This window comes from Streptomyces chumphonensis (assembly GCF_014779715.1).
GTDB lineage: Bacteria > Actinomycetota > Actinomycetes > Streptomycetales > Streptomycetaceae > Streptomyces > Streptomyces chumphonensis.
This window is the reverse complement of record NZ_JACXYU010000006.1, coordinates 157,827-180,879: the sequence shown is the minus strand read 5'-3', so window position 1 is coordinate 180,879 and position 23,053 is coordinate 157,827. Positions and strand designations below refer to the sequence as shown.

Annotated in this window: 16 protein-coding genes; 15 read left to right on the top strand and 1 reads right to left on the bottom strand. The window is 73.8% G+C overall.

The annotated features are described in order from the left end of the window. Positions 1-18: 18 nt before the first annotated feature. The 13 genes from IF129_RS14310 to IF129_RS14250 are packed head-to-tail and all read left to right on the top strand — an operon-like array spanning position 19 to position 14,412. On the top strand, positions 19-1,497 hold the full coding sequence (locus tag IF129_RS14310) for a right-handed parallel beta-helix repeat-containing protein (RefSeq protein WP_191210011.1): 1,479 nt from the start codon (positions 19-21) through the stop codon (positions 1,495-1,497). A gap of 1 nt (position 1,498) precedes the next feature. After that, on the top strand, positions 1,499-2,731 hold the full coding sequence (locus IF129_RS14305; protein ID WP_191210010.1) for an O-antigen ligase domain-containing protein: 1,233 nt from the start codon (positions 1,499-1,501) through the stop codon (positions 2,729-2,731). A gap of 2 nt (positions 2,732-2,733) precedes the next feature. Next, a complete protein-coding gene (locus IF129_RS14300; protein ID WP_191210009.1) occupies positions 2,734-4,008 on the top strand; it encodes a glycosyltransferase in 1,275 nt (424 codons plus the stop codon). Further along, on the top strand, positions 4,005-5,243 hold the full coding sequence (locus IF129_RS14295) for a class I SAM-dependent methyltransferase (RefSeq protein ID WP_191210008.1): 1,239 nt from the start codon (positions 4,005-4,007) through the stop codon (positions 5,241-5,243). Before IF129_RS14300 ends, IF129_RS14295 begins: the two co-directional genes overlap by 4 nt. Further along, positions 5,240-6,061 carry a glycosyltransferase family protein gene (locus IF129_RS14290; RefSeq protein WP_191210007.1) on the top strand — a complete coding sequence of 274 codons (822 nt, stop codon included), beginning with the start codon at positions 5,240-5,242 and terminating at the stop codon, positions 6,059-6,061. Before IF129_RS14295 ends, IF129_RS14290 begins: the two co-directional genes overlap by 4 nt. Continuing rightward, positions 6,058-6,705: a PIG-L deacetylase family protein gene (locus IF129_RS14285; RefSeq protein ID WP_191210006.1), complete on the top strand. Its 648-nt coding sequence runs from the start codon at positions 6,058-6,060 to the stop codon at positions 6,703-6,705. The genes IF129_RS14290 and IF129_RS14285 overlap by 4 nt, the downstream gene beginning before the upstream one ends. 2 nt (positions 6,706-6,707) lie before the next feature. Beyond that, positions 6,708-7,733 (top strand): NAD-dependent epimerase/dehydratase family protein, encoded by a 1,026-nt coding sequence (locus IF129_RS14280; protein ID WP_191210116.1) that lies wholly within the window; start codon positions 6,708-6,710, stop codon positions 7,731-7,733. Further along, complete coding sequence (locus IF129_RS14275; protein WP_191210005.1) at positions 7,721-9,007, top strand: DUF4910 domain-containing protein; 1,287 nt, start codon at positions 7,721-7,723, stop codon at positions 9,005-9,007. Before IF129_RS14280 ends, IF129_RS14275 begins: the two co-directional genes overlap by 13 nt. A gap of 5 nt (positions 9,008-9,012) precedes the next feature. Then, the gene (locus tag IF129_RS14270; protein ID WP_191210004.1) at positions 9,013-10,311 is read left to right on the top strand and encodes an MATE family efflux transporter; all 1,299 of its coding nucleotides are present in this window, start codon (positions 9,013-9,015) and stop codon (positions 10,309-10,311) included. After that, on the top strand, positions 10,308-11,252 hold the full coding sequence (locus IF129_RS14265) for a glycosyltransferase family 2 protein (protein ID WP_191210003.1): 945 nt from the start codon (positions 10,308-10,310) through the stop codon (positions 11,250-11,252). The genes IF129_RS14270 and IF129_RS14265 overlap by 4 nt, the downstream gene beginning before the upstream one ends. Beyond that, the gene (locus IF129_RS14260) at positions 11,249-12,487 is read left to right on the top strand and encodes a polysaccharide pyruvyl transferase family protein (RefSeq protein ID WP_318153742.1); all 1,239 of its coding nucleotides are present in this window, start codon (positions 11,249-11,251) and stop codon (positions 12,485-12,487) included. Before IF129_RS14265 ends, IF129_RS14260 begins: the two co-directional genes overlap by 4 nt. Positions 12,488-12,498: 11 nt before the next feature. Next, positions 12,499-13,050 (top strand): dTDP-4-dehydrorhamnose 3,5-epimerase family protein, encoded by a 552-nt coding sequence (locus tag IF129_RS14255; protein ID WP_191210002.1) that lies wholly within the window; start codon positions 12,499-12,501, stop codon positions 13,048-13,050. 9 nt (positions 13,051-13,059) lie between these two features. Further along, the gene (locus tag IF129_RS14250; protein ID WP_191210001.1) at positions 13,060-14,412 is read left to right on the top strand and encodes a glutamate-1-semialdehyde 2,1-aminomutase; all 1,353 of its coding nucleotides are present in this window, start codon (positions 13,060-13,062) and stop codon (positions 14,410-14,412) included. A 7-nt stretch (positions 14,413-14,419) separates the two neighbouring features. Here IF129_RS14250 and IF129_RS14245 read toward each other — a convergent pair whose 3' ends face one another. Further along, positions 14,420-15,067: a phosphatase PAP2 family protein gene (locus tag IF129_RS14245; RefSeq protein ID WP_318153749.1), complete on the bottom strand. Its 648-nt coding sequence runs from the start codon at positions 15,065-15,067 to the stop codon at positions 14,420-14,422. Between the two features lie 409 nt (positions 15,068-15,476). Between IF129_RS14245 and IF129_RS14240 the strand changes: the two genes are divergently transcribed. Next, positions 15,477-21,395: a hypothetical protein gene (locus tag IF129_RS14240; RefSeq protein WP_191209999.1), complete on the top strand. Its 5,919-nt coding sequence runs from the start codon at positions 15,477-15,479 to the stop codon at positions 21,393-21,395. Then, entirely contained in the window at positions 21,392-22,948 is a 1,557-nt protein-coding gene (locus IF129_RS14235; RefSeq protein WP_191209998.1) for a hypothetical protein, read from the top strand. The genes IF129_RS14240 and IF129_RS14235 overlap by 4 nt, the downstream gene beginning before the upstream one ends. The last annotated feature ends 105 nt before the right edge of the window (positions 22,949-23,053 follow it).

The following is a 23,053-nucleotide window of genomic DNA, read 5'->3' as shown; positions in this document are numbered from 1 at the left end:
CGGCGCTGGGCGGCACCGATGACGCTGGCCCTGCTGGCGGCGAGCGGCTGCGAGAGCGCGCCGGACCCCGGACCGGGACCGACCGCCGGACCCGCCACGTCCGTCGCCCGGGTGTGCGCCGAACCGGCGGCGGGCCCGGCGACGGCGCCCGCGGGAGCCGTCCCGGTCGATCCCGCCGCACCCGGCGACCTGGCGGCCAAGACCCGGGAGAACCCGCCGCGCACCACGTTCTGGCTCCGGCCGGGACGGCACACGCTCCCTGCGGACCGGTACGCCCAGGTCGTGCCCAAGGAGGGCAACCGCTATCTCGGCGCGCCGGGCGCGGTGCTCGACGGCCGCGAGACCAACCAGTACGCGTTCGGCGGCACCGCCCGCGACGTCACCCTGCGCCATCTGACCGTGCAGGGTTTCGTCGCGCCGCACGACGAGGGCGTGGTCAACCACGACTCGGCCGACGGGTGGGTGATCGAGCACACGACGATCCAGCACAACTCCGGGGCCGGGCTGATGGCCGGTGCCCGCCAGCAGGTGCGGGCCAGCTGTCTGCGCGGCAACGGCCAGTACGGCATCAACGCCTACAAGGGCGACGGCCCGCTCGGCGGACTGGTCGTCGAGGGCAACGAGATCGCGGGCAACAACACCGACGACTGGGAGCGGCGGCGGCCCGGCTGCGGCTGCACCGGCGGGGTCAAGTTCTGGGCGGTCGACGGCGCCGACGTCCGGGGCAACTGGGTGCACGGCAACCGGGGGCCGGGGCTCTGGGCGGACACCAACAACAACGACTTCCTCATCGAGGACAACCTCCTGGAGGACAACGACGGTGCCGCGCTGATCTACGAGACCAGCTACAACGCCGTCATCCGCCGGAACATGATCCGGGGGAACAACCGGGTCGAGGGCCGGCGGCACGCCGAACGCGGGGACACCTTCCCCCACGCGACCCTCTACGTGTCGGAGTCCGGTGGCGAACCGCGCGTCCCGGCCCGCACCGACCGGATCGAGATCTACCGGAACGTCCTGGAGGACAACTGGTCCGGCATCACCCTGTGGGAGAACGCCGACCGGTTCTGCAACAGCCCGGCCAACACCTCCTCCGGTGAGTGCACCCTGCTCGTGGACGACACCGAGCGGTGCGCGCAGCCGGAGATCTCCACCGCCCCGCTCCGCTCCGACTGCCGGTGGAAGACCCAGCGCGTGGACATCCACCACAACCGCTTCGTGCTGGACCCGTCCGTTCTCGACTGCACGGTGCGGTGCGACCGCATGGCGGTGCTGGCGAACTACGGGACCTACCCGGAGTGGTCGCCCTACCACGGCGAGGAGGTGGCCGAGGCGGTCACCCTGGAGCAGGACAACCGCTGGCACGACAACGTCTACGTGGGGCCGTGGACGTTCGTCGCCCACGACCCGAGCCGGACGCTGGACGTCGGGCAGTGGCGGGGCGCCCCGTACCGGCAGGACGCGGGCAGCACCTTCCGCCCGAAGGACGGTGGTTGAGATGGGCGCGGACCGCACGCCGAGGATCGTGGGCGTCGCCTGGGGGCTGCTGGTCCTCAACACCCTGGGCTCCACCGGGGCGGAGACCATCGTCCCGCTGCCGCGTTCCCTCATCCAGATGGTCACCATGGGGTCGCTGGCCGCCGCGTTCGTGCTCGCGCTGGCCGTCAACCCCCGGGTGCGGGTGAGGCCCAGCGCCTACCTGTTCCTCCTCACGCTGCTCCTGGTACCGAGCGTGATCGCCAGCGCGAACCTGGAGTCCGGCTTCGGGGCGCTGTTCCGCTGCGGACGGCTGGCGCTGTTCGTCGCCACGCTGTGGCTGCTCAGCCGCTGGTGGGACGGCGGCCCGACCTTCGTCCGGTACCACATCCGGGCCTACGTCGTGGTGCTGTGCTCGGTGGCCGCCGGGGCGCTCGCCTCTCCGGGCGCCGCCCTGCCCGATCTCTACGGCGGGCGGCTGGTCGGCGCGCTGTGGCCGCTCACCCCGCCGCAGATCGGGCAGTACGCGGCGGTGATCACCGGGCTCACCGTGCTGCTCGCGCTCGGCCGCCGGACCGACCGGCGCAGCGCGGTCCTCGTCATCGTGCCGGCCCTCGTCCTGCTCGCGCTGACCCATACCCGCACGGCCACGCTCGGCATGTTCGTCGGGCTGGGGCTGGCGATCGGCTCGCTCGTGCTGACCAGTGCCGCCGCCCGACGGTTCTTCAGCTGGACGGTGCTGTGCGCCACCGTGGCCGCGGTGGGCTTCGGCCCGCTGTTGCAGGCGTGGTTCCTGCGCGGGCAGAGCGAGGAGAACTTCACCAGCCTCACCGGCCGGGCCAAGGTGTGGGACGCCCTGCTGGCCGCGCCCCGGACGACCTCGGAGTACCTGTTCGGCGCGGGCCTGGGCGACAAGTCCTTCGGCGGACTGCCGATCGACAACAGCTGGCTGGCCGTCTACCACGAGCAGGGGGCCACGGGCCTCACGCTGGTGGCGGCGTTCGTCGCCGTGCTCGGCGGTGTCGCGTTGCTGCGGCCCCCGTCGCTGTCGCGGGCCTGCGCGCTCTTCCTCATCAGCTACTGCGCCATCGCGTCGTACACCGAGGCCGGGCTGGGCGACGCCTCCCCGTACCTGCTGCACCTGGCCGTGGCCGCCTCTCTCCTGGTCGCGCCCGCCCCGGCCGCGCACCGGCCGGCGCCCGATGTCCCCGGGCGGCCCGTCCCGCACCGGGCCCGCAGATCGGAGGTGGTCTGACCATGCACGTCCTCGTGGTGCACAACCGCTACGCCTCGGCGCAGCCGAGCGGCGAGAACAAGGTCGTCGACCGGGAGGTGACCCTGCTGCGCGGAGCCGGCCACCGGGTCGAGGTCTTCGAGCGGCGCAGCGACGACATCGCCGCCCGGTCCCTGGCGGGCAAGGCGGCACTGCCGCTGCTGGTGCCGTGGAACCCGGGAGTCCGCTCGGAGCTCGCCGCCCGGCTGCGGGCGGAGCGGCCGGACGTCGTGCACGTCCACAACGTCTTCCCGCTCCTGTCGCCGTCGGTACTGGCCGCCTGCGCCGACGTCGGCGTGCCCGCCGTCGCCACGCTGCACAACTACAACCAGTTCTGCGCGCCCGGCACGCTGCAACGGGACGGCCGCCCGTGCACCGAGTGCGTCGGCGCGGCACCGCTGCCCGCCGTCCGGCACGGCTGCTACCGGAACTCCCGGCTGGCGACGGTCCCGCTCGCGGTGAGCCTGTCGGTCAACCGGCGCCGCTGGTGGTCCGGCGTGGAGCGGTTCTTCTGCATCTCGGCGGCGCAGCGCGAGGTCCTGGTGGGCGCCGGGATGCCGCCCGAACGGCTGGCGGTCAAGCACAACTTCGTGCCCGACCCGGGCGCCCGCCGCACGGGCGGCGGGGAGCACCTGCTCTTCCTCGGCCGGCTCGCCGAGGCCAAGGGCCTGCGGCTGCTCATGGCCGCCTGGGACGCGCTCGCCGCCGACGGCGGGGTGGGGGTGCCGCTCGTCATCGCCGGGGCGGGACCGCTGGAACGCGAGGTGGCCGCCTGGGCGGCGGACCGGGACGACGTGCGCTACGTCGGCCTGTACGACGAGCAGGAGTGCCGGCGGGCGATCGCCCGGTCGGTCGCGGTGGTGGCGCCCTCCACCTGGCTGGAGACGTTCGGCCTGGTCGTGGTGGAGGCCATGGCGGCCGGGGTGCCCACCGTCGCCGCCGCGCACGGCGCCTTCGTCGAACTAATCGAGGACGGGGTGACGGGCCTGCTGCACCGGCCCGGCGACGCGGGCGCGCTCGCGTCCCGCCTGCGCCGGATCACGGCCGCACCGGCCCGCAACCGCGCGATGGGCCAGGCGGCGCGGCGCCGCTACGAGCGGGACTTCAGCCCGGCCGTCGGGCTGGAGCGCCTGGTGGACGGATACCGCACCGCCATCGCGGTGCGGTCCGGCGGCGGGGACGTCCCGCCGCCGGTCGGGGACGAGAGCACAGGCTCGCGGCGGGGCTCACCGCCGGAGCGGGATGGGGACGTGAGATGACACGATGCCGACTCTGCGGTTCGACGGCGCTGGAGAGCGTCGTCGACCTGGGGGCGACCCCGCCGTGCGAGAGCTTTCTCGCGGCGGACCAACTGGACCTGCCGGAGCCGACGTACCCGCTGCACCTGCGGGTCTGCACCGACTGCTGGCTCGCGCAGATCCCTCCGCTGATCACGCCGGAGGAGACCTTCACGCAGTACGCGTACTTCTCCTCCTACTCCACCTCCTGGGTGGAGCACGCGCGCACCTTCGTCGACGACGCCGTCGGGCGCCTCGACCTCCGCGAGCGGGAGAGCTTCGTCGTCGAGGTGGCGAGCAACGACGGGTACCTGCTGCGGCACGTGAGGGAGCGGGGGATCCGCTGCCTGGGCATCGAGCCGTCGGTGAACGTCGGCGCCGCCGCGCGGGAGGCGGGCGTGCCCACGGTCACGGCGTTCCTCGACCCCGACACCGGGGCCGGGGTGCGCGCCGAGCACGGCCCGGCGGACCTCGTCGTGGCCAACAACGTGTACGCGCACATCCCCGACGTCGTCGGGTTCACCCGGGGGCTGCGGGCGCTGGTCGCCGACGAGGGCTGGGTCTCGATCGAGGTGCAGCACCTGCTGACGCTGATCGAGGAGAACCAGTACGACACGATCTACCACGAGCACTTCCAGTACTACACGGTCGCCTCGGCGGCCCGCGCGCTGGCGAGCGGCGGCCTCACGCTCGTGGACGTCGAGCTGCTGCCCACGCACGGCGGCTCGATCCGGCTGTGGGCCCGGCCCGCCGAGGCGGCCGGGGAGCCGAGCAACCGGGTGGTCGAGGTCCTGGACCGGGAGAAGGCGGCCGGGCTGTCGGAGTTGTCCGGATACACCGAGTTCTCCGCCCGGGTCGCCACGGTGCGCAGGAACCTGCTGCGGTTCCTCGTCGAGGCGGCCGAACGCGGGGAGACGGTCGTCGGCTACGGCGCCCCGGGCAAGGGGAACACCCTGCTCAACCACTGCGGCGTGCGGCCCGACCTGCTGCCCTACACGGTCGACCGCAACCCCTACAAGCACGGGCGGTTCACCCCGGGCACCCGCATCCCCGTGCTGCCGCCCGAGCGGATCGCCGAGGACCGGCCGGACTACGTCCTCGTCCTCCCGTGGAACCTGCGGGCCGAGCTGACCGAGCAGCTGTCCTTCGTGCACGCCTGGGGCGGCCGGCTCGTCTTTCCCATTCCGGAACTGAGCATTGTCGAGGTCAAGCCATGAAGGTCGTACTGTTCTGCGGCGGCTACGGGATGCGGATGCGCAACGGAGCCGGCGACGACGTCCCCAAGCCGATGGCGATGGTCGGCCCACGGCCGCTGATCTGGCACGTCATGCGCTACTACGCGCACTTCGGCCACACGGAGTTCATCCTCTGCCTGGGCTACGGGGCCCACCACATCAAGGACTTCTTCCTCCGCTACGAGGAGACGACGTCCAACGACTTCGTCCTGCGCGGCGGGCGGCCGGAGCTGCTGTCCGCCGACATCTCCTCCTGGACGATCACCTTCGTGCAGACCGGTATCGAGTCGCCGATCGGGGAGCGGCTGCGCCGCGTGCGGCCCCACCTGGACGGGGACGAGATGTTCCTCGCCAACTACGCGGACGTGCTGACCGACGCCCCCCTGCCGGAGATGATCGACCGGTTCGCCCGGCGCGACGCCGGCGCGTCGATGATGGTCGTGCCGCCGCAGTCCTCCTTCCACTGCGTGGACCTGGGCGACGACGGCCTGGTCGGCGGCATCACCCCGGTGAGCGAACTGCCGCTGTGGGAGAACGGCGGCTACTTCGTGCTGCGCCAGGAGGTCTTCGACCACCTCCCCGAGAACGGGGACCTGGTCGCCGACGGCTGCGCCCAGCTGGCCAAGCGCGGACGGCTGGTGGCCTACCAGCACCGGGGCTTCTGGAAGCCGACGGACACCGTCAAGGAGCGGGCCGCGCTCGACGACGCCTACGCCCGCGGCCACCGCCCGTGGGCCCTGTGGGAGCGCGACGGCGCGCTCGCGCCCGGCGGCGGGCCCGTCCCGGGAGCGCGGCGGTGATCCGGCTCCGGGCCGGGCGCCCGGAGCGCGTCGTCGCCGTCGGCGCGCACTGCGACGACATCGCCATCGGCGCCGGCGGCACGCTGCTCACGCTGTGCGGTGCGCGGCCGGGTCTGCGCGTCGACGCCCTGGTGCTCTCCGGTGGCGGCGGCGAGCGCGAGCAGGAGGAGCGGGCCGCGCTCGACGCCTTCTGCCCCGGCGCCGACCTGCGGCTGACCGTGCTCAAGCTGCCGGACGGCCGGCTGCCCGCGCACTGGGACGAGGCCAAGGCCGCCGTCGAGGAGCTGGGCGCACGGACGCGACCCGACCTCGTGCTGGCCCCGCGCACCGAGGACGCCCACCAGGACCACCGGGGCCTGGCCCGGCTGATGCCCACCGTGTTCCGCGACCACCTCGTCCTGGGCTACGAGATCGTCAAGTGGGACGGCGATCTGGGGCGTCCGGTGGCGTACCAGCCGCTGGAGCCGGAGGTCGCCGACCGGAAGGTGCGCCTCCTCCAGGAGCACTACCCCTCCCAGGGCCACCGGCCCTGGTTCGACCGGGAGGCCTTCCTCGGGCTGGCCCGGATCCGCGGCATCGAATGCCACGCGCGCTACGCCGAGGCGTTCGCCGTCACCAAACTCACTCTCGATCTGGGGGAATGACCGTGCGTGTACTGCTGACCGGGCACCAGGGCTACCTGGGCACCGTGATGGCCCCCGTCCTCGCGGACGCCGGGCACGAGGTCGTCGGGCTGGACGCCGGCCTGTTCGCCGACTGCGTGCTGGGCCCGCCCCCCGCCGACCCGCCGGGTGCCCGGACGGACCTGCGCGACGTGACGGCCGACCACCTCGCCGGGGTGGACGCCGTGATCCACCTGGCCGCCCTGTCCAACGACCCGCTGGGCGCGCTGGCGCCCGAACTGACCTACGCCATCAACCACCACGCGTCCGTCCGGCTGGCCCGGCTGGCCCGCGAGGCCGGGGTGCGGCGCTTCCTGTACGCCTCGACCTGCTCCGTCTACGGTGCCACCGGCGGGGGCGACCTGGTGACCGAGGACGCCCCGCTGCGCCCGGTGACGCCGTACGCGGAGTCCAAGGTGCGGGTGGAGGACGACCTCCACGCGCTCGCCGACGGCGACTTCAGCCCGGTCTACCTGCGCAACGCCACCGCCTTCGGCCACTCCCCCCGGCTGCGCGCCGACATCGTCCTGAACAACCTGGTGGGCCACGCGCTGCTCTCCGGCGAGGTGCGGGTGCTCTCCGACGGCACGCCCTGGCGCCCGCTGGTGCACGCGGCGGACATCGCGCGCGCCTTCGCGGCCGCGCTGGTCGCGCCGCGCGAGGCGGTCCACGACCGGGCGTTCAACATCGGCAGCGAGACGAACAACGTGACCGTCGCCGAGATCGCGGACCAGGTCGCCGAGGCGGTGCCCGGCTCGCGGGTGGTGATCACCGGGGAGACGGGCGCCGACCCGCGCTCCTACCGGGTGGACTTCTCCCGGTTCCGCGCCGCGCTGCCCGGCTTCGACTGCGCCTGGACGGTCAAGCGCGGCGCGCTCGAACTGGCCGACGCCTACCGGGAGCACGGGCTGACCCGGGAGGGCTTCGAGCGGCGCTTCACCCGGCTGGCCGTGCTGCGGGCGGCGTCCGAGGCCGGCTCCGTCGACGCCACGCTGCGGTGGCGCCGGTGAGCCCGGGCGAGGAGATGTACGCGCTGGTGGAGCGGTTGTACCCGCTGTGCCGGAGCATCACCGGCGACGGGGTGCGCGCCACCTTGGACGTCGTCGGCGACCACCTGCCGCTGGACGTGCACGAGGTGCCCACCGGCACGCAGGTGCTCGACTGGACGGTGCCGCAGGAGTGGAACATCAGGGACGCGTACATCGCCGACGCGAGCGGGCGGCGCGTCGTCGACTTCGCCGAGTCCAGCCTGCACGTCCTCGGCTACAGCGTGCCGGTCTCGGCGACACTGCCGCTGTCCGAGCTGCGCGCCCACCTGCACACCCTGCCGGAGCACCCCTCCTGGGTGCCCTACCGCACCAGCTACTACCGGCCGGACTGGGGCTTCTGCCTGGCCCAGGAGACGCTGGACGCGATGCCGGACGGCCTCTACGAGGTGCGGATCGACTCCACTCTCGCCGACGGCCACCTCACCTACGCCGAGCACGTCGTCCCCGGGCAGGTCGCCGACGAGGTGATCGTCTCCGCCCACGTCTGCCACCCCTCGCTGGCCAACGACAACCTGGCCGGCATCGCGGTGGCGACGTTCCTCGCCCGGGCGCTGGCGGAGCGGACGCCCTGGTACACCTACCGCTTCCTCTTCGCCCCCGGCACCATCGGGGCGATCACCTGGCTGGCCCGCAACGCGGAGCGCGTGCGCCGGGGAGCCGTCCGGCACGGGCTGGTGCTGGCCTGCGCGGGCGACCGGGGGCAGCTGACCTACAAGCGGAGCCGACGCGGCGACGCCGGGATCGACCGGGTGCTGCGGCACGTACTGGACACCTCCGAACGTCCGTACCGCATCACCGAGTTCACGCCCTACGGCTACGACGAGCGGCAGTTCTGCTCCCCCGGTTTCGACCTCGGCGTCGGCTCACTCAGCCGGACCCCGTACGCCGGGTACCCCGAGTACCACACCTCCGCGGACGACCTGGACTTCGTCTCCCCCGAGGCGATGGCGGACACCCTCGCGGTCTGCCGCGAGGCGTTCTCCGTGCTGGACCGCGACCGGCGCTACGTCAACCTCAGCCCCTACGGCGAACCTCAGCTCGGGCGCCGGGGGTTGTACGACGCCCTGGGCGGCCGCAGCGACGCCAAGCAGGCGCAGCTGGCCCTGCTGTGGGTGCTCAACCTCTCCGACGGCGAGCACGGTCTGCTGGACATCGCCGAGCGCTCCGGGCTGCCGTTCGACACCGTCGCCGCCGCGGCCGACGCCCTGTGCGACGCCGGACTGATCAAGGCGTGACGCCGATGACCACCGGGAAGGAGACGGAGACGACGACGGCCGGCCCGGCCGGACGCACCCGGCGGGCCCTCGTCGGCCGGCTGTCCTGGGGCCTGGCCGACCAGGCGGCCTCCAGCATGACCAACTTCGCGGTGGGGATCTTCGTGGCCCGCTCGCTCGGGCTGGCCGCCTTCGGCGTGTTCAGCCTGGCCTGGGTGACGTACGGGGTCGTCCTCAGCGTCTCGCGCGGCCTGGCCACCGACCCGCTCGTGGTGCGCTTCAGCGGCGTGCCGACGGCGGCCTGGCGCGGGGCGGTTGCCCGGTCCTCGGGGACCGCGCTCGCGGTGGGGGCCGCCATCGGAGCGCTGTGCCTGGTGGCGGGGCTGGGCTTCGGCGGCGTGGTCGGGTCCGCGTTCGCCTGCCTCGGCGTCATGCTGCCCGGACTGCTGCTCCAGGACGCCTGGCGGTACGCGTTCTTCGCCGCCGGAACCGGGCGGAAGGCGTTCGTCAACGACGTCGTGTGGGGCGTCACGCTGATCCCGGCCATGATCGTCGCCGCCCGCGTGGGGACCGTCGCCGCGTTCGTCCTCGCCTGGGGCGCCTCGGCCGCGGTGGCCGCCGTCTACGGCTGCTTCCAGACCGGTCTGCGACCCGCCCTGACCACCGTGCGGGCCTGGGTCACCGCACACCGCGACCTCGGCTACCGCTACCTCGTCGAGAACACCGGCGTCAGCGGCGCGAGCCAGCTGCGGGCCTACGGCCTCGGGGCGATCGTCGGGGTCGACGCCGTCGGGGTGATCCGGGGCGCCGAGCTGCTCCTCGGCCCGTTCCTGGCCGTGCTGATGGGGCTCTCCCTGGTCACCGTCGCGGAGGCGGCCCGGGTGCTGCGCCGTGCCCCGCACCGGCTGGGCCCCTTCTGCCTGGCACTGGGCGGCGCCCAGGCCGCCGCCGCGCTGCTGTGGGGCGCGGCCCTGCTGCTCGTGCCGGACCGGTTCGGCGAGCTCCTGCTCGGCGGCGTCTGGCACGCCGCGTCGGAGCTCATCGTCCCGGCCACGCTCGGCGTCGCGGGCGCCGGGCTCGGAACCGGCGCGGCGGCCGGGCTGCGCGCGCTCGGCGCGGCCCGGCGCAGCCTGCGCTGCCAGCTGTTCGCCTCCGCCTGCTACGTCGGCGGCGGCCTCGGCGGAGCGGCCGCGGCCGGCACGGTCGGCTCCGCCTGGGGCGTCGCCGCGGCGACCCTGTGCGGCTCGGCCGTGTGGTGGCTGCACCTGCGGTCCGCCCTGCGCGAGCACCACCCGAACCACCTTCGCGAAGTGAGGACACCATGACCGCCCAGCCCAGGCTGAGCATCGGCCTGCCCGTCTACAACGGCGAGGAGTACCTCGCCGAATCGCTCGACGCGCTGCTCGGCCAGACCTACGAGGACTTCGAGCTCGTCATCTCCGACAACGCCTCGACCGACGGGACCGCCGACATCTGCCGCCGGTACGCCGCCCGGGACCCACGCGTCCGCTACCTGCGGCTGCCCCGGAACATCGGTGCCGCGCCGAACCACACCCACGTCTTCACCCGGTGCCGGGGCGAGCTGTTCAAGTGGGCCTCCCACGACGACCTGTACGCCCGGACCCTGCTGGAGCGGTGCGTCCAGGCGCTGGACGAGCGGCCGGAGGTGATCCTCGCGCACAGCGGACAGGCCGTCATCGACGGCGACGGCCGGGTGAAGGTGCCCTACGCCTACGGCCTCGCCACCGACTCCCCGCACGCGCCGGAGCGCTTCCGCAGCCTGCTGTTCGAGCCCGGTGGCGACGACTTCTACGGAGTGATGCGGGCCGACGTCCTGCGCCGGGTGAAGCCGCACGACAGCTACCACCACGCGGACCGGACGTTCGTCGCCGAGCTGACCCTGCACGGGCCCTTCCACCAGGTGCCGGAGCTGCTGTACTTCCGCCGCGACCACCCCGCCCGCGCCGAGCGGGCGAACCCGGGCAAGCGCGCCCGGTGCGTCAACCTGGACCCGCGCCGGGCGGGCCCGCTCCACCCGACGCCCCGGCTCCTCGCCGAGTACGTCTGGGGCTTCGTCGCGGCGGTGCGGCGGGCGCCGCTGTCCCCGGCGGACCGGCGCGCCTGCTACCGCCACCTGGCCGCGTGGCTCACCAGCCGGGCCCGGCCGGGCGCCGGTGAACGGGTCGAGGACCGCGCCCCGGTCGACCCGGAGCGGCTCGGCGTCTCCGTCGACGCCCTCGTGGCGGGCCGCGAGGGACGGTCGTGACGCGCACCCGCACGTCCCCGGTGCGCGTCGGGGTGTTCGGGCTGCTCGGCTCCGGCAACCTCGGTAACGACGGGTCGCTGGAGGCCGTCCTCGGCCACCTGCGGGAACGGCACCCGGAGGCGGTCGTCGACGCCCTGTGCGGCGGGCCCGAGGTCGTCACGGCACGGTACGGGATTCCCGCGACACGGCTGCACTGGTACCGGGGCGAGTACCGGACCGCTTCGCGCGCCACGTCGATCGCCGCGAAGGGGCTGGGCAAACTCGTCGACGCCGTCCGCACCGCCGCCTGGGTCCGGCGGCACGACGTGGTGATCGTGCCGGGGATGGGCGTGCTGGAGGCCACGCTGCCGCTGCGGCCGTGGGGCTTCCCGTACGCGCTGTTCCTGCTCTGCGCGAGCGGCCGGCTGTTCGGCACCCGCGTCGCCCTGGTCAGCGTCGGCGCCGGCGCGATCGGCAGCCCGGCGACCCGTGCCCTGGTGCGCTGGTCGGCCCGGCTGGCCGCCTACCGTTCCTACCGGGACCCGCAGTCCCGCCGCGCCCTGCGGGCGATGGGCGTGGACACCACGCGCGACGAGGTCTACCCGGACCTCGCCTTCGCCCTGCCGACCCCGCCCCCGACCCCGGGCGCCCCCCGGACCCGACCGGGCACGGTCTGCCTGGGCGTCATGGACTTCCACGGCAGCGACGACGAACGCGACCGTGCCGAGGAGATCCACCGCCGCTACCTGGCCGGCACCACCCGCTTCACGCGCGCGCTCGTCGAGGAGGGCAGGCCGGTCCGGCTGCTCACCGGGGACGGCGCCGACACGGCCGTGGTCGAAGCGATCCTCGCCGCCGTGGACTCCCCCCTGGTGACGGCGGCCGAAGCGGGCTCGCTGGCCGACCTGATGCGGGAGACCGCGGCCGCCGACGCCGTCGTCGCGACCCGGTACCACAACCTGGTCTGCGCGCTGAAGGTCGGCACCCCGACGCTCGCCCTCAGCTACGCGGCCAAGAGCGACGCGCTCATGGCCCGGATGGGACTCGACGCGTACTGCCACCCGGCCCGCGCGGTCGACGCCGACCGGTTGCTCACGCAGTTCCGGGAGCTGGAGGCCGCGTCGGCGGGGCTGCGGCGGACCCTCGCCGAGCGCAACCGCACCGCCGTCCGGCAGTTGGAGCACCAGTTCACCGTCCTCAGCACCACCGTCTTCCCGACGACCGACCACGCCCGAGCCCTGCGGGAGATCCGATGAACGCGCCCGGCATGACAGCGACCGAGGTCCCGGCCATCGCCGGGGCCCACCTCTTCGAGCCGACCCCGCACGCCGACGAACGCGGCTTCTTCTGCCGCACCTTCGACGCCGACGTGGTCCGCTCCGTGGGGCTCGACCCGGACGCCTTCGTCCAGGACAGCCTCTCCCGCTCCGTCCGCGGCGTGCTGCGCGGCCTCCACCTGCGCTCGGGTGCGGGCGAGGCGAAGCTGGTGCGGTGCTCCTACGGGAGGGTCTTCGACGTCGTCGTGGACCTGCGGCCGCACTCGCCGACCTACCGCAACCGGGCCTTCTTCGAACTGTCCGACCAGACACAGGCGACCCTGTACGTCCCGGCCGGTTGCGCGCACGGCTTCCAGGCCCTGACCGGGACCGCCGACGTCTCCTACCGCATCGACCGCCCGCACGACCCCGCCGAGGACGTGACGATCGCCTTCGACGACCCGGAGCTCGCCATCCCCTGGCCGCTCCCCGTCTCCGCCATGTCCCGCCGGGACCGCGAGGCGCCGCTCCTCGCCGAGGCCCTGCGCCCGCAGGGGAGTTGAGAGGCCGCCATGCACAGTGACGTCACCGGAGCGCCCCGGTCCACCGAGGAGCCCTCCCTGCCCAGGTCGCGGACCGCGAACGAGCGGCTGCACGCCCTGATCCCCGGGGGCGCGCACACCTACGCCAAGGGCGACGACCAGTATCCCGAGCACCTGGCCCCCGTCATCAGCCACGGCCACGGCGCCCACGTGTGGGACGTCGACGGCAACCGCTACGTCGAGTACGGCGCCGGGCTGCGGTCCGTCAGCCTCGGCCACGCCCACCCCCGGGTGACCGAGGCGGTACGGCGCGAACTCGACCGCGGCAGCAACTTCGTCCGGCCGTCCATCGTGGAACTCGACGCCGCCGAACGCTTCCTGGCCACGGTGCCCACGGCCGAGATGGTCAAGTTCGCCAAGAACGGCTCCGACGCCACCACCGCCGCCGTACGGCTCGCCCGCGCCGCCACCGGACGTCCCCGGGTGGCCCTCTGCGCCGACCACCCGTTCTTCTCCGTCGACGACTGGTTCATCGGCACCACGCCGATGTCCGCCGGTGTCCCTGCCGCGACCGACGAGCTCACCGTGACGTTCCCCTACGGGGACCTGACCGCGACGGAGGAACTGCTCACCCGGTACCGGGGCGAGGTCGCCTGCCTGATCCTGGAGCCCGCCACCCACACCGAGCCCCCGCCCGGCTACCTCGCGGGGCTGCGCGCGCTGGCCGACCGGCACGGCTGCGTGCTCGTCTTCGACGAGATGATCACCGGCCTGCGCTGGTCGGAGGCCGGTGCCCAGGGCCTGTACGGGGTCGTCCCCGACCTCTCCACGTTCGGCAAGGCGCTCGGCAACGGGTTCGCCGTCTCCGCCCTCGCCGGACGCCGTGCGCTGATGGAGCTCGGCGGGCTGCGGCACGGCGGCGACCGGGTCTTCCTGCTGTCCACCACCCACGGCGCGGAGACGCACGCCCTGGCGGCCGCGATGGCCGTGCTGACCACCTACGTGGACGAGGGCGTCACCGCGCGGCTGCACGCCCTCGGCGACCGGCTCGCCGCCGGGGTCCGCGACGCGGCGGGGGCCATGGGCGTCGGCGACCACCTCCTCGTCCGGGGTCGGGCCAGCAACCTGGTCTTCGCCACCCTCGACGAGCACGGGCGGCCGTCCCAGGAGTACCGCACCCTGTTCCTGCGGCGCCTCCTCGCGGGCGGGGTGCTGGCCCCGTCGTTCGTGGTGAGCAGCGCCCTCACCGACGCCGACATCGAGCACACCCTCGACGTGGTGGCCCAGGCGTGCGCGGTGTACCGCAAGGCCCTCGACGGTGGAGACCCCACCCCCTGGCTGGGCGGACGCCCGGTGCGTCCGGTCTTCCGCCGCCGCGCCTGACGCCTCGTCACCGGGTGGGCCCGCGCGGGGCGTCGGCCACCCGGTCCACCAGCCACGCGGTCGTCGGGACCACCACCAGCGCGGCGCACCAGCCCCCCACGGCATCCGTCGGGTAGTGCGCCCCCAGCGCCACCTGCGCCCAGCCCATGGCGGCCCCGGCGGCCAGCGCCGCACCGAACACGAGCGCGGTACCGGCCGCCCGGCCCGTGCCGAGCCGACCGGCCGCGAGCAGCGCCACCACGAGGGCGAGCGCGGTCAGGAAGGCGGTGTGCCCGCTCGGGAAGGCCAGGTGCCCGTCATGGATGGTCCGCCCGACCGCCGGCTTGAGCAGCTTCGTCACCCCGACGCTCAGGCCGGCGCCGAGGACCGCCAGCACCGCCGCGCGCGGCGCCCGCAGCAGCAGACAGCCCGCCACGGTGACCACGACGAGCACCGCCGCTCCCACCGGCTCCCCCAGGAAGTCCGTGGCCAGCGCGACACCCCGCCACGGGGGCCCCGGCTCGTACGCCGCCGCCCAGATCGCCGCGTCCACCCCGCCGGCCTCCTCCGCACCGGCGTACCGCACCCCCAGCACACCGAGCAGCAGCGCCGCGAGGACCGCTCCCCCCCACACGCCCCGCGACACCACCGGCGCCCCCGGCAGAGCCCGGCTCACGGCCGTCCGCCGCCGGACCCGAAGCGGCTCGTCGACCCGGGCGCCTTCGTTCGCATCCACGACGTCTCCCCCGGCGTTCGCGCTCGTCCCTCCCGCCCTGTCGGCCGAGCCCTACGGGGACGGGGCCGCCCTTCCCACGGGCGGGCCACGGGGACCCGCGCGTGCGTCGTGCGATGACCGTCAGCGTAGTCGAGGGTGCCCGGAACACTCAGGGGCGTGACGGCTTCCGAGGGGGCGCACGGATTGTGTGCTCACGACTGCGCATCGTCGGCATCCTCTGATAAGACTGCTCACCAGCACACTGAACGGTGCGAGACAAGGCAGTGGTGACCCACACGGGAGGTGGGTCCCGTCGGGCTTTCGACCAGCTGCCCCTGCGCGGAGCACCGGAACGCGAGGGGGCTCGGCGATGCATTCCGTTTCTGGATTCCGGCAGTGGCTCCTGGGGCAGCCGCACCTGGTGGCCCGGCTCATGCGTCACGTCGAGAAGACGCACGGTCCGGCGGTGCTGAACTACCCGGGCGCCCCCGCCCCGGCGGCACGGCGACGGGCGCCGGGCGCCCGGCTCTGGATCAGCCGGGCGCCGGACGCGATGCTGCACGTCCTGGGCCACTGCGGTCTGAACGTCGGTTGCCGGCAGCTCGCGGAGTTGGGGCTGGAGGACTCCCTCGCCGATCCTGACCTGGATCAGCTGGTGACGATGCTCGACATGCTGCCGCCCGAACTCGCGCACCTGGTCGTTCACGGACTGTCGGTCGCCTCCCATCTGCCCGCTCACCGGTTCACGGTGAGCCACTCCGAGCAGTTGTGGAGGGCGGCGGCCACGGACGGAGAACCGCCCGCGGTCGACGTCTGGGAGCGTCCGTGCCTGTGGGCGATGGCACGTGACGAGGCGGGGAGCGGGGGCGGGGACGAGGCGGCGCTCGACGAGAGCGCCGGTTCGACCGCGGAGGCCGAGGCGGAGGCAGCGGACCCTGACACCCTGTCCTCGCAGGTCTCCACGCTTCGCGCCAGGGCCGCCGAACTCGCCGTCGCGCTGGAGAGGTTGGCCGCTGCCGTCCGGGAAGGAGAACAGCCCGACGACCACGAGGCCCTGCTGGACTCCGTCACCGCGTGGATGCGGGACAGGAACCTCCTGGCCACCGCCCTCGCCGAAGCGGTACCACCGGGGGAAACGGATGCGGAGCCCGCAGAACCCTGGAGTGGGGATGCCGGCTGGGCCGGGGCCGAAGCCCTGATCGAGCGGCTGTACGAGGAGGAGCGGGAACGGGCACGGATCGCCCGGGAGATCGCCGAGGTCGAGAGGGCGCGCGACGAGGTGGTGCGGCTACTCGAGCAGACCACCAACGACCTCGTGCGTCAGAACCTCGTTGACCAGATCGCGCGGTACGACGAGCGGATCCACGGGCTCCACGGGAGCCCGGTGACCCTCCGCACGGCCCCCGCCGCGCGGACCCCCGTCCAGCCGGACCCCGGCCCGGACGGGAGGACTCCGGACGCGGACCAGGACGCCGCGGACGAGGAGCAGCCTCCTGGACATGTCGCTGAACCCCTCACCCCGGACGAGGCGCTGAGCCCGGAGAGCGAGGCCGTTGCGGACGGCACGGACTCCGAGGTGCCGCCGCAGGACGACAGCCCGGCGTCTCGGCGCGAGGGAGCCGGGGAAGCGGCCGGCATCGGGAGTGCCCCGGACGGGGGCGAGGCGGCGACGACGGCGTCCGCCACGTCCGGGCACGAGGCCGCAGCACGCGCACGCGACGACCGGACGGCGGAGCTCGTCACCGCCGACCCCGGCGAGTCCCGCCATGAGGACCGGACCGGCGGTGCTTTGCGCGACGACGCTCCCCCCGGCCACCACGAAAGCCCGGAGCAGGACCGCGTCGAGCCCGCCGCCGAGGAGCCGGCCCCCGCCCCGACGGACGGCTGGGGCGGCACGGAGGCCACCGTCGAGGCGCTCGTCGCCGAGGGGCGGCTCGCCGAGGCGTACTGGCTGAGCCGCGCAGCCGGCGCGTCGGAGCACCGCACGCTCGCCCTCGCCTTCGCGGACGCGGCGTTCCACAACCCGCCCGCCGCTGCCTCCGACCTGCAGGTGAGGGCCGAGGAGTTGTTGGACGCCGCTTCGCGCGGCCGTCCCCTGGAGGACGACCGCGAAGCCCAGCTCATGCTCCTCACGGCAGGCGTACGCAGCGGCATCGCGGCCCGCTGGGCGAGCAGCTTCCTCACCGGCGACCACACGTCCGTGCCCGGTCTCCACGACCCCTGGGCGAAGGCGCTGGACGGCTTGGTGCTCGCCGTGCGCAAGGGAACGGAGATCACACCCGGTGGTCTGCGCGCCGGTGCCGCGACCGCCGAGGCCAACCGCTTCGGACGCATCGCCGAACAGGCCCGTCAGCTGGCGGTCGACCTGCCGCAACGGAAGATCCGGTACCAGCGGGCCACCGTCGTCCTCCAGACCCTCGCCGCGCCCGACGGCGTGCTCGGCAGGACCCTGCACGCGATCGAGGACTGGGCGAAGAAGGACGGCAAGAGCGGCGCGCAGGCCCTGTCCGCGTTGATGGAGGAGCACTTCCGGCGGGCCGACGCGGCGGACCGGCTGATCGACGACACCGACCGGATCAAGCGCACCACCAAGCAGGCCAAGAACGACATCCACTCCGGGGCCCGACTCCAACTCCGCGCGCACGTCAAGAGCGTCCAGGACCTGCTGAAGACCGCCCTGCGCGCCGCGGAGACGCCGACGGCGTCGCGGAGCAGCCTCATCGACCCGGACCTGCCGGTGGCGCTGGAGGCCGCCCGCGGGGCGGAGCGCCCCCCGGGCGTGGGTGGCGCCCTGTTCGACCTGCTGATGCGTTGGCTCGACCGGTCCTACAGCCCCGAGCCCAGGAGCGAGGACGTGCGGTTCCCGCCTCCCGCGGACGCGCTGCTGATGGTGCCGGGGCTCTCCTGGCGCTCGCAGGACGGCCGGTACCTGCCCGACCTGACCGTCCCGCAGGACTTCACGGCGCTCGCGGACCTGCTGGGCCCGAACGACCCGGCCCGCGCGCTCGCCGGGCACCGCGACCGCGGCGACCTTCACCTCGCCCGGCACCTGCTGGAGCGGATCTCCCGGGGCGAGGTGGCCGGCGTCGAGTTGGCCGTGGCCCAACTCGCCGAGCAGCGGCAGTCGCTCTCCGACGCGGCCGACCGTTGGAGGGACAGGTGCACCGAGGGGCACCGGCGTGCCCAGCTCGCGCTGGCCCGGGTGCGTGCGCAGAACCTGCTGACCGACAAGGTCGAGCGCGGGTTCACCGGCCGCCTGCTGGACCTGGAGGGGGAGAGCGACGGTGGCGGCTTCGGAGAGCGGCTGCGCGCAGTCGAGCAGGTCGCCGAGGACCTGCGCCTCCTGGAGCGGGAGCGTAGCGACGACCTGCGACGCCAACTGGGGGAGGTACGACTGGCGGAGCAGGACGTGCGCCGGATCCGCGACCTCCTGGACCGCGGTGAAACGGTGGCGGCTGAGGAGCTTCTCTCGTTCGCCCGCCGGGGGCAGCCGCTGCCGGAGCCGGCCGAGGCCGCCGGAGAGGTCCTCACCCGCTTCCTGGCGGGGGTCGCCCACCCGGACGCGCCCAGGCCCGACGCCTCCGGCGGCAGCGCCCGTTGGTGGGCGGACCACTACGCGTCGGGCGATCCGCTGGTGCAGAACGCCGTCTCCGGTCTCGACGCCTGGGATCGGCTCGGTCAGTCGAGGGACGCCCGGAAAGTCGGCAAGTCGGTCGTCAGCGCGCTGCGGCTGCTCGGGCTCAACGCCTCGCAGCCGAACATGGAGGAAGCCCGGTGGGGGGTCACGCGGCTGAGCGTCCGGGCCGACATCACGGAGAGCACGCCGGGCTACGTCGCCGCCCTCGGGTCGCACGCCCGCCGCATGTACAAGGTCGTCGTGATCACCGACGAGTTGCGCGGTGAAGGGCCCCTGCGCCATCTGCCAGCCTCGGCGATCGAGGCCAACATCATCCTGTACACGCAGCCGCTGGGCGTCGAAGGCCGACGCAGGCTGGCCCAGGAGTCACGGGGCAGGAGCCACCAGGCGCTGGTCGTCGACCCGGCCGTCGTCGGATGGGTCGCGGCGCACGCGCCGCGCTCCTTCCGTGCCGTTCAGGAGGTCACCCTGCCCTGGACGGGCTACACCCCGTACACGCCGCACGTCGCGGGTCTGGTGCCCCCCGAGGTCTTCAAGGGCCGCACCGACGAGATGCGCGCCGTCCTCGACCCGCAGGGGCCGATCTTCCTCTTCGGAGGGCGCCAGCTGGGGAAGTCGTCGCTGCTCAGGCAGGCGGTGGAGGTCTTCCAGAAGGACGACCGGGAGAACCGGGTCGCCGTGTACCTCGACCTGATGAAGGCCGACATCGGCCACGCCGAGCCACCGGAGGGCATCTGGCGGATGCTCCTGGCGGAGCTGAAGCGGCGCGGCGTGATCAGTGAGAGCGTCGCCGACCGCGCACCGGGCAACGTGATCGCCAACGAGGTCCAGCAGTGGATCTCCGAGCGGCCCGAGCGCCGTCTGCTGCTGCTCGCCGACGAGGCCGACGCCTTCCTCACGGCGGACGCCCAGGCCGTCTACACCGGCGGAGGCCAGTCCACCTTCCCCACCGTGAAGCGGCTGCAGCGCCTGATGGAGGACACCGGTCGGGACTTCAAGGTCGTGTTCGCCGGCCTCCACCAGGTCCAGAGGTTCAACCGGCTCATCAACGTGGTCACCGCGCACGGTGGCCGCGACGTGCCGGTCGGCCCGCTGAAGCCGCAGGACGCGGTGGAACTGGTGGAGGAACCCATGGCCGCGGTGGGTCTCACCTTCGAGACGCGGGACCTCGTCTGGCACATCCTCGGCCTGACGAACTACCAGGCCAACCTCTTGCAGATCTTCTGCGACCGCCTGGTCACCCACCTGCAGCAGCGTGCCATGCCCGCAGAAGGGCGGCACGCCCCCATCACCTGGGAGGACGTCCAGCAGGTGGCCGGCATGGAGGAGGTGCGGGGGCTGATCGCGGAGCGTCTGCGCTACACGATCAACCTGGAGGACCGGTACCGCGTCCTCGCCCTCCTCATCGCCCTGCGTAGCCTGGAACTGGGCCACGGACACGGCTACCGGCCCGCTGAGCTCCTCGAACGGGCCCACGAGCGCTGGCCGGACGGCTTCCCGCTCCATTCCGAGCGGCAGCTGACCATCTACCTGGACGAGATGGTCAACCTGGGGCTGCTCATCCGGCTCCCCGGCGACGAGCGCGCGTACGCGATGCGCAGCCCCAACGTGGTGAACATGCTCGGCACCCAGGCGGAGCTGGAGAACGAACTCCGCGACACCCAGTTCGACCTGCCCTACGACTACAACCCGAACGTCGCCCGGCGCTCCCTCGGTACCGACCGGCGCACCGGCGCGCAGCGGATGAACCCCCTGACCGACGGTCAGCTGAGCGAGATCCTGGCCCACCCGGCCCGCACCACGCTGGTGCCCTGCACGTCGGCGCTCAGCGCCGAACTGGTGGAGCGCGGTGTCCAGCTGCACACCGACGGCCACGGCCTGACGGTGGTGCGCATCGGACCAGATGACGACCTGACCGAACACATCACGGCCAACTCCCGCCGGAAGAGCGGCTCCCGGCTGCTCTTCGTCGATCTCAGGGGGCAGGGGACCGCCCGGCTCCAAGAGGCCACGGACCGGCTCCTGGACCACACCCGCGTCACCCGGAACCGCTCGGAGAGGGCGTCGTCCGTGCCGCGCCGCTACGCCGTCGTCCTGTGCGACCCGGACACCGCCGCAGGGGTGGCGTCGGCCGCCGGGCTGGTGCGTCCCGAGCGGTGGACGCTGGACAGCGTGCGTGCCTGGCCCGAGTCACCGTTCAGCTCCCCACCGGAGCGGCGGAGCCTGATCGAGGTGACCGGCGGCTGGCCGACGCTGGTGGAACTGGCCATGCACCACGTCCGTTCCGGGATGCGTCAGCAGGAGGTGTTCGACGCCCTGCGCGCCAAGATGGCCGAGCAGGAGCAGGCCAAGGCCCATCTGCAGCTGGCGGGCCTGAGCTCCGACGACGTCGACCGACTCGCCGTCTGGGCCCAGTTCTACTCCGAGGAGGAGCATCGGGCCGGGGGTGCGGTCGCCACCGCGGGGGTTCTCCAGGCCGCCTTCCACGCAGCGGGTCTGTACGAGGAGAGCGACGCCGAGGGCGCGCTGGCCGCTGCGGAGCGACTGTTGGAGCACCTCGACCACCTCGGCGTCCTCGACGCCACCGACGGAGGAGAAACCCTCGACCCGGTCACGTTCCGCGCCATCAAGGCGATCGGCGACGACCTTTGACCGCCGCCCCGGCCCGGCCGGCCTCCGAGCGCGACCTGGTGCGCCTGCCCGGCCCCCGCCGGCATCTGGACCGACTGGAGCGGGACCTGCGGTCAGGCCGCAGCTGCGTCTGGTACTTCCCGGACACGATGGTCGGCTCCGGCCGTGCCGAGCTGTTTCTGCGGGAGCTGTACGTCCGGTTCGTGGAGCCCATACCGGTCCCCGGCGCCGTCACCGTACCCACCGACGACCGTGCGGGCGAAGCCGCAGTGGGACACCGCGGCTTCGCCGCACCGGAGCCGGAGGACCGGTCACCGGGGGGCGACGACGGCCCCGGGCTCTGGCCCGACGACAACTCCTTCGACGCCGACGACGCCTATGGAGCACTGCTGGGCTCACTGGCCGGCGTCTCGGCCGCCCCGCCGCCGTCCTTCCCACGTCTCGGCGCGAGCCCAGGGCCTCCCACGTCCGCCCCGACGTCGCTCAGTGAACGGCTGGCCAGGGAACTCGGCGTCGAGGGAGACCCGTTGAGCGAGCTCGTCCGACGAACGGACCATCGCCGGCATCCCCGTTCCGATGACGGCACGCGGGACGGTACGCCGTCGGGCACCCCGCCGCTGATCGTGGTGCGCGGCTGGGTCGAGAACTCACCCGAGGAGTTGGCACGCCTGCTCCGCACCGCGCACGCGGTCTTCCGCGACGAGGGCATCGGCGCGGAAGACCGCCCCCGCTTCCTCGTCGCCGCCCGCTCGGGCGACCTGCCCCACACCGCCTTCGGCATCGGTCCACGCCACGACCACGTCACCCTCCACTGGTGGTGGCGGGTATGGACCCGCCTGGACAGCGAGGTCCTGCTCGCCTGGCGGCCCCGTCCGCACGCCGGAGCCGCCGAGGCGCTGTTCCACCGGGTCACCGACGCGGTGGTGGCCGAGGTCTGCGGGCCCGACCTGGACAGCGCGCTCGCGCTCCGGGAAGCGTGGTCGGGCGGCGACCTGGACTCCCTGCGCAGCGCCCTGGCCGGTGTCCTGCCCCGCGCGTCGTCGGCCGTGGAGCGGGCCCGGCTGCGCCGCATGTCCACGGCCCACGCCTCCGCCCCCTCGGCGGAACTGCGCGACGCCTGGTCGAGCGGTGCCGTCGACAGTTGGGACGGGCACGTCCGCCCCGTTCTCGGTCACCACCTCCTCGACCCCGGCTCCACGGAACTGCGCACCCTCGTCTGCCACGCGCAGAACCGCGTCCTGCTGCCGCTCATAGACGAGGGCCGCGCGGCTTTCATCGACCTGGTCCCGGGCCTCCTGCGCAAGGAGGTCAGCCTGGACCACTTCCGCGAACAGGCCCGCTCCCAGTACCAGATCACCAGGCGACTCCCCGCCGCGCCGCTGGTCGAGCTGGAAGTGGCCGACCTCCAGCGGGCTTCCCGGCTCCTCGACCTCACGACCGATCAGCGACACCGCCTGAGCACGCTCAGCGACGCACGCAACCACCTGTCCCATCTCCGGCCGCTGACCCACCGACAGCTCGAAGACCTCGCTCAGGCACTGACCAACGACTGGCTGGCGGACGGGTCGGGCTGACCCGGGCGCTCTCGCGGGACGACGGCGTCACGGGCCGAGTCGGCGGGGTGCGGCCGCGTCGGGCCGCAGAAACGATCTCTCGCCGCCTCCCCCGGCGTCCGGGGC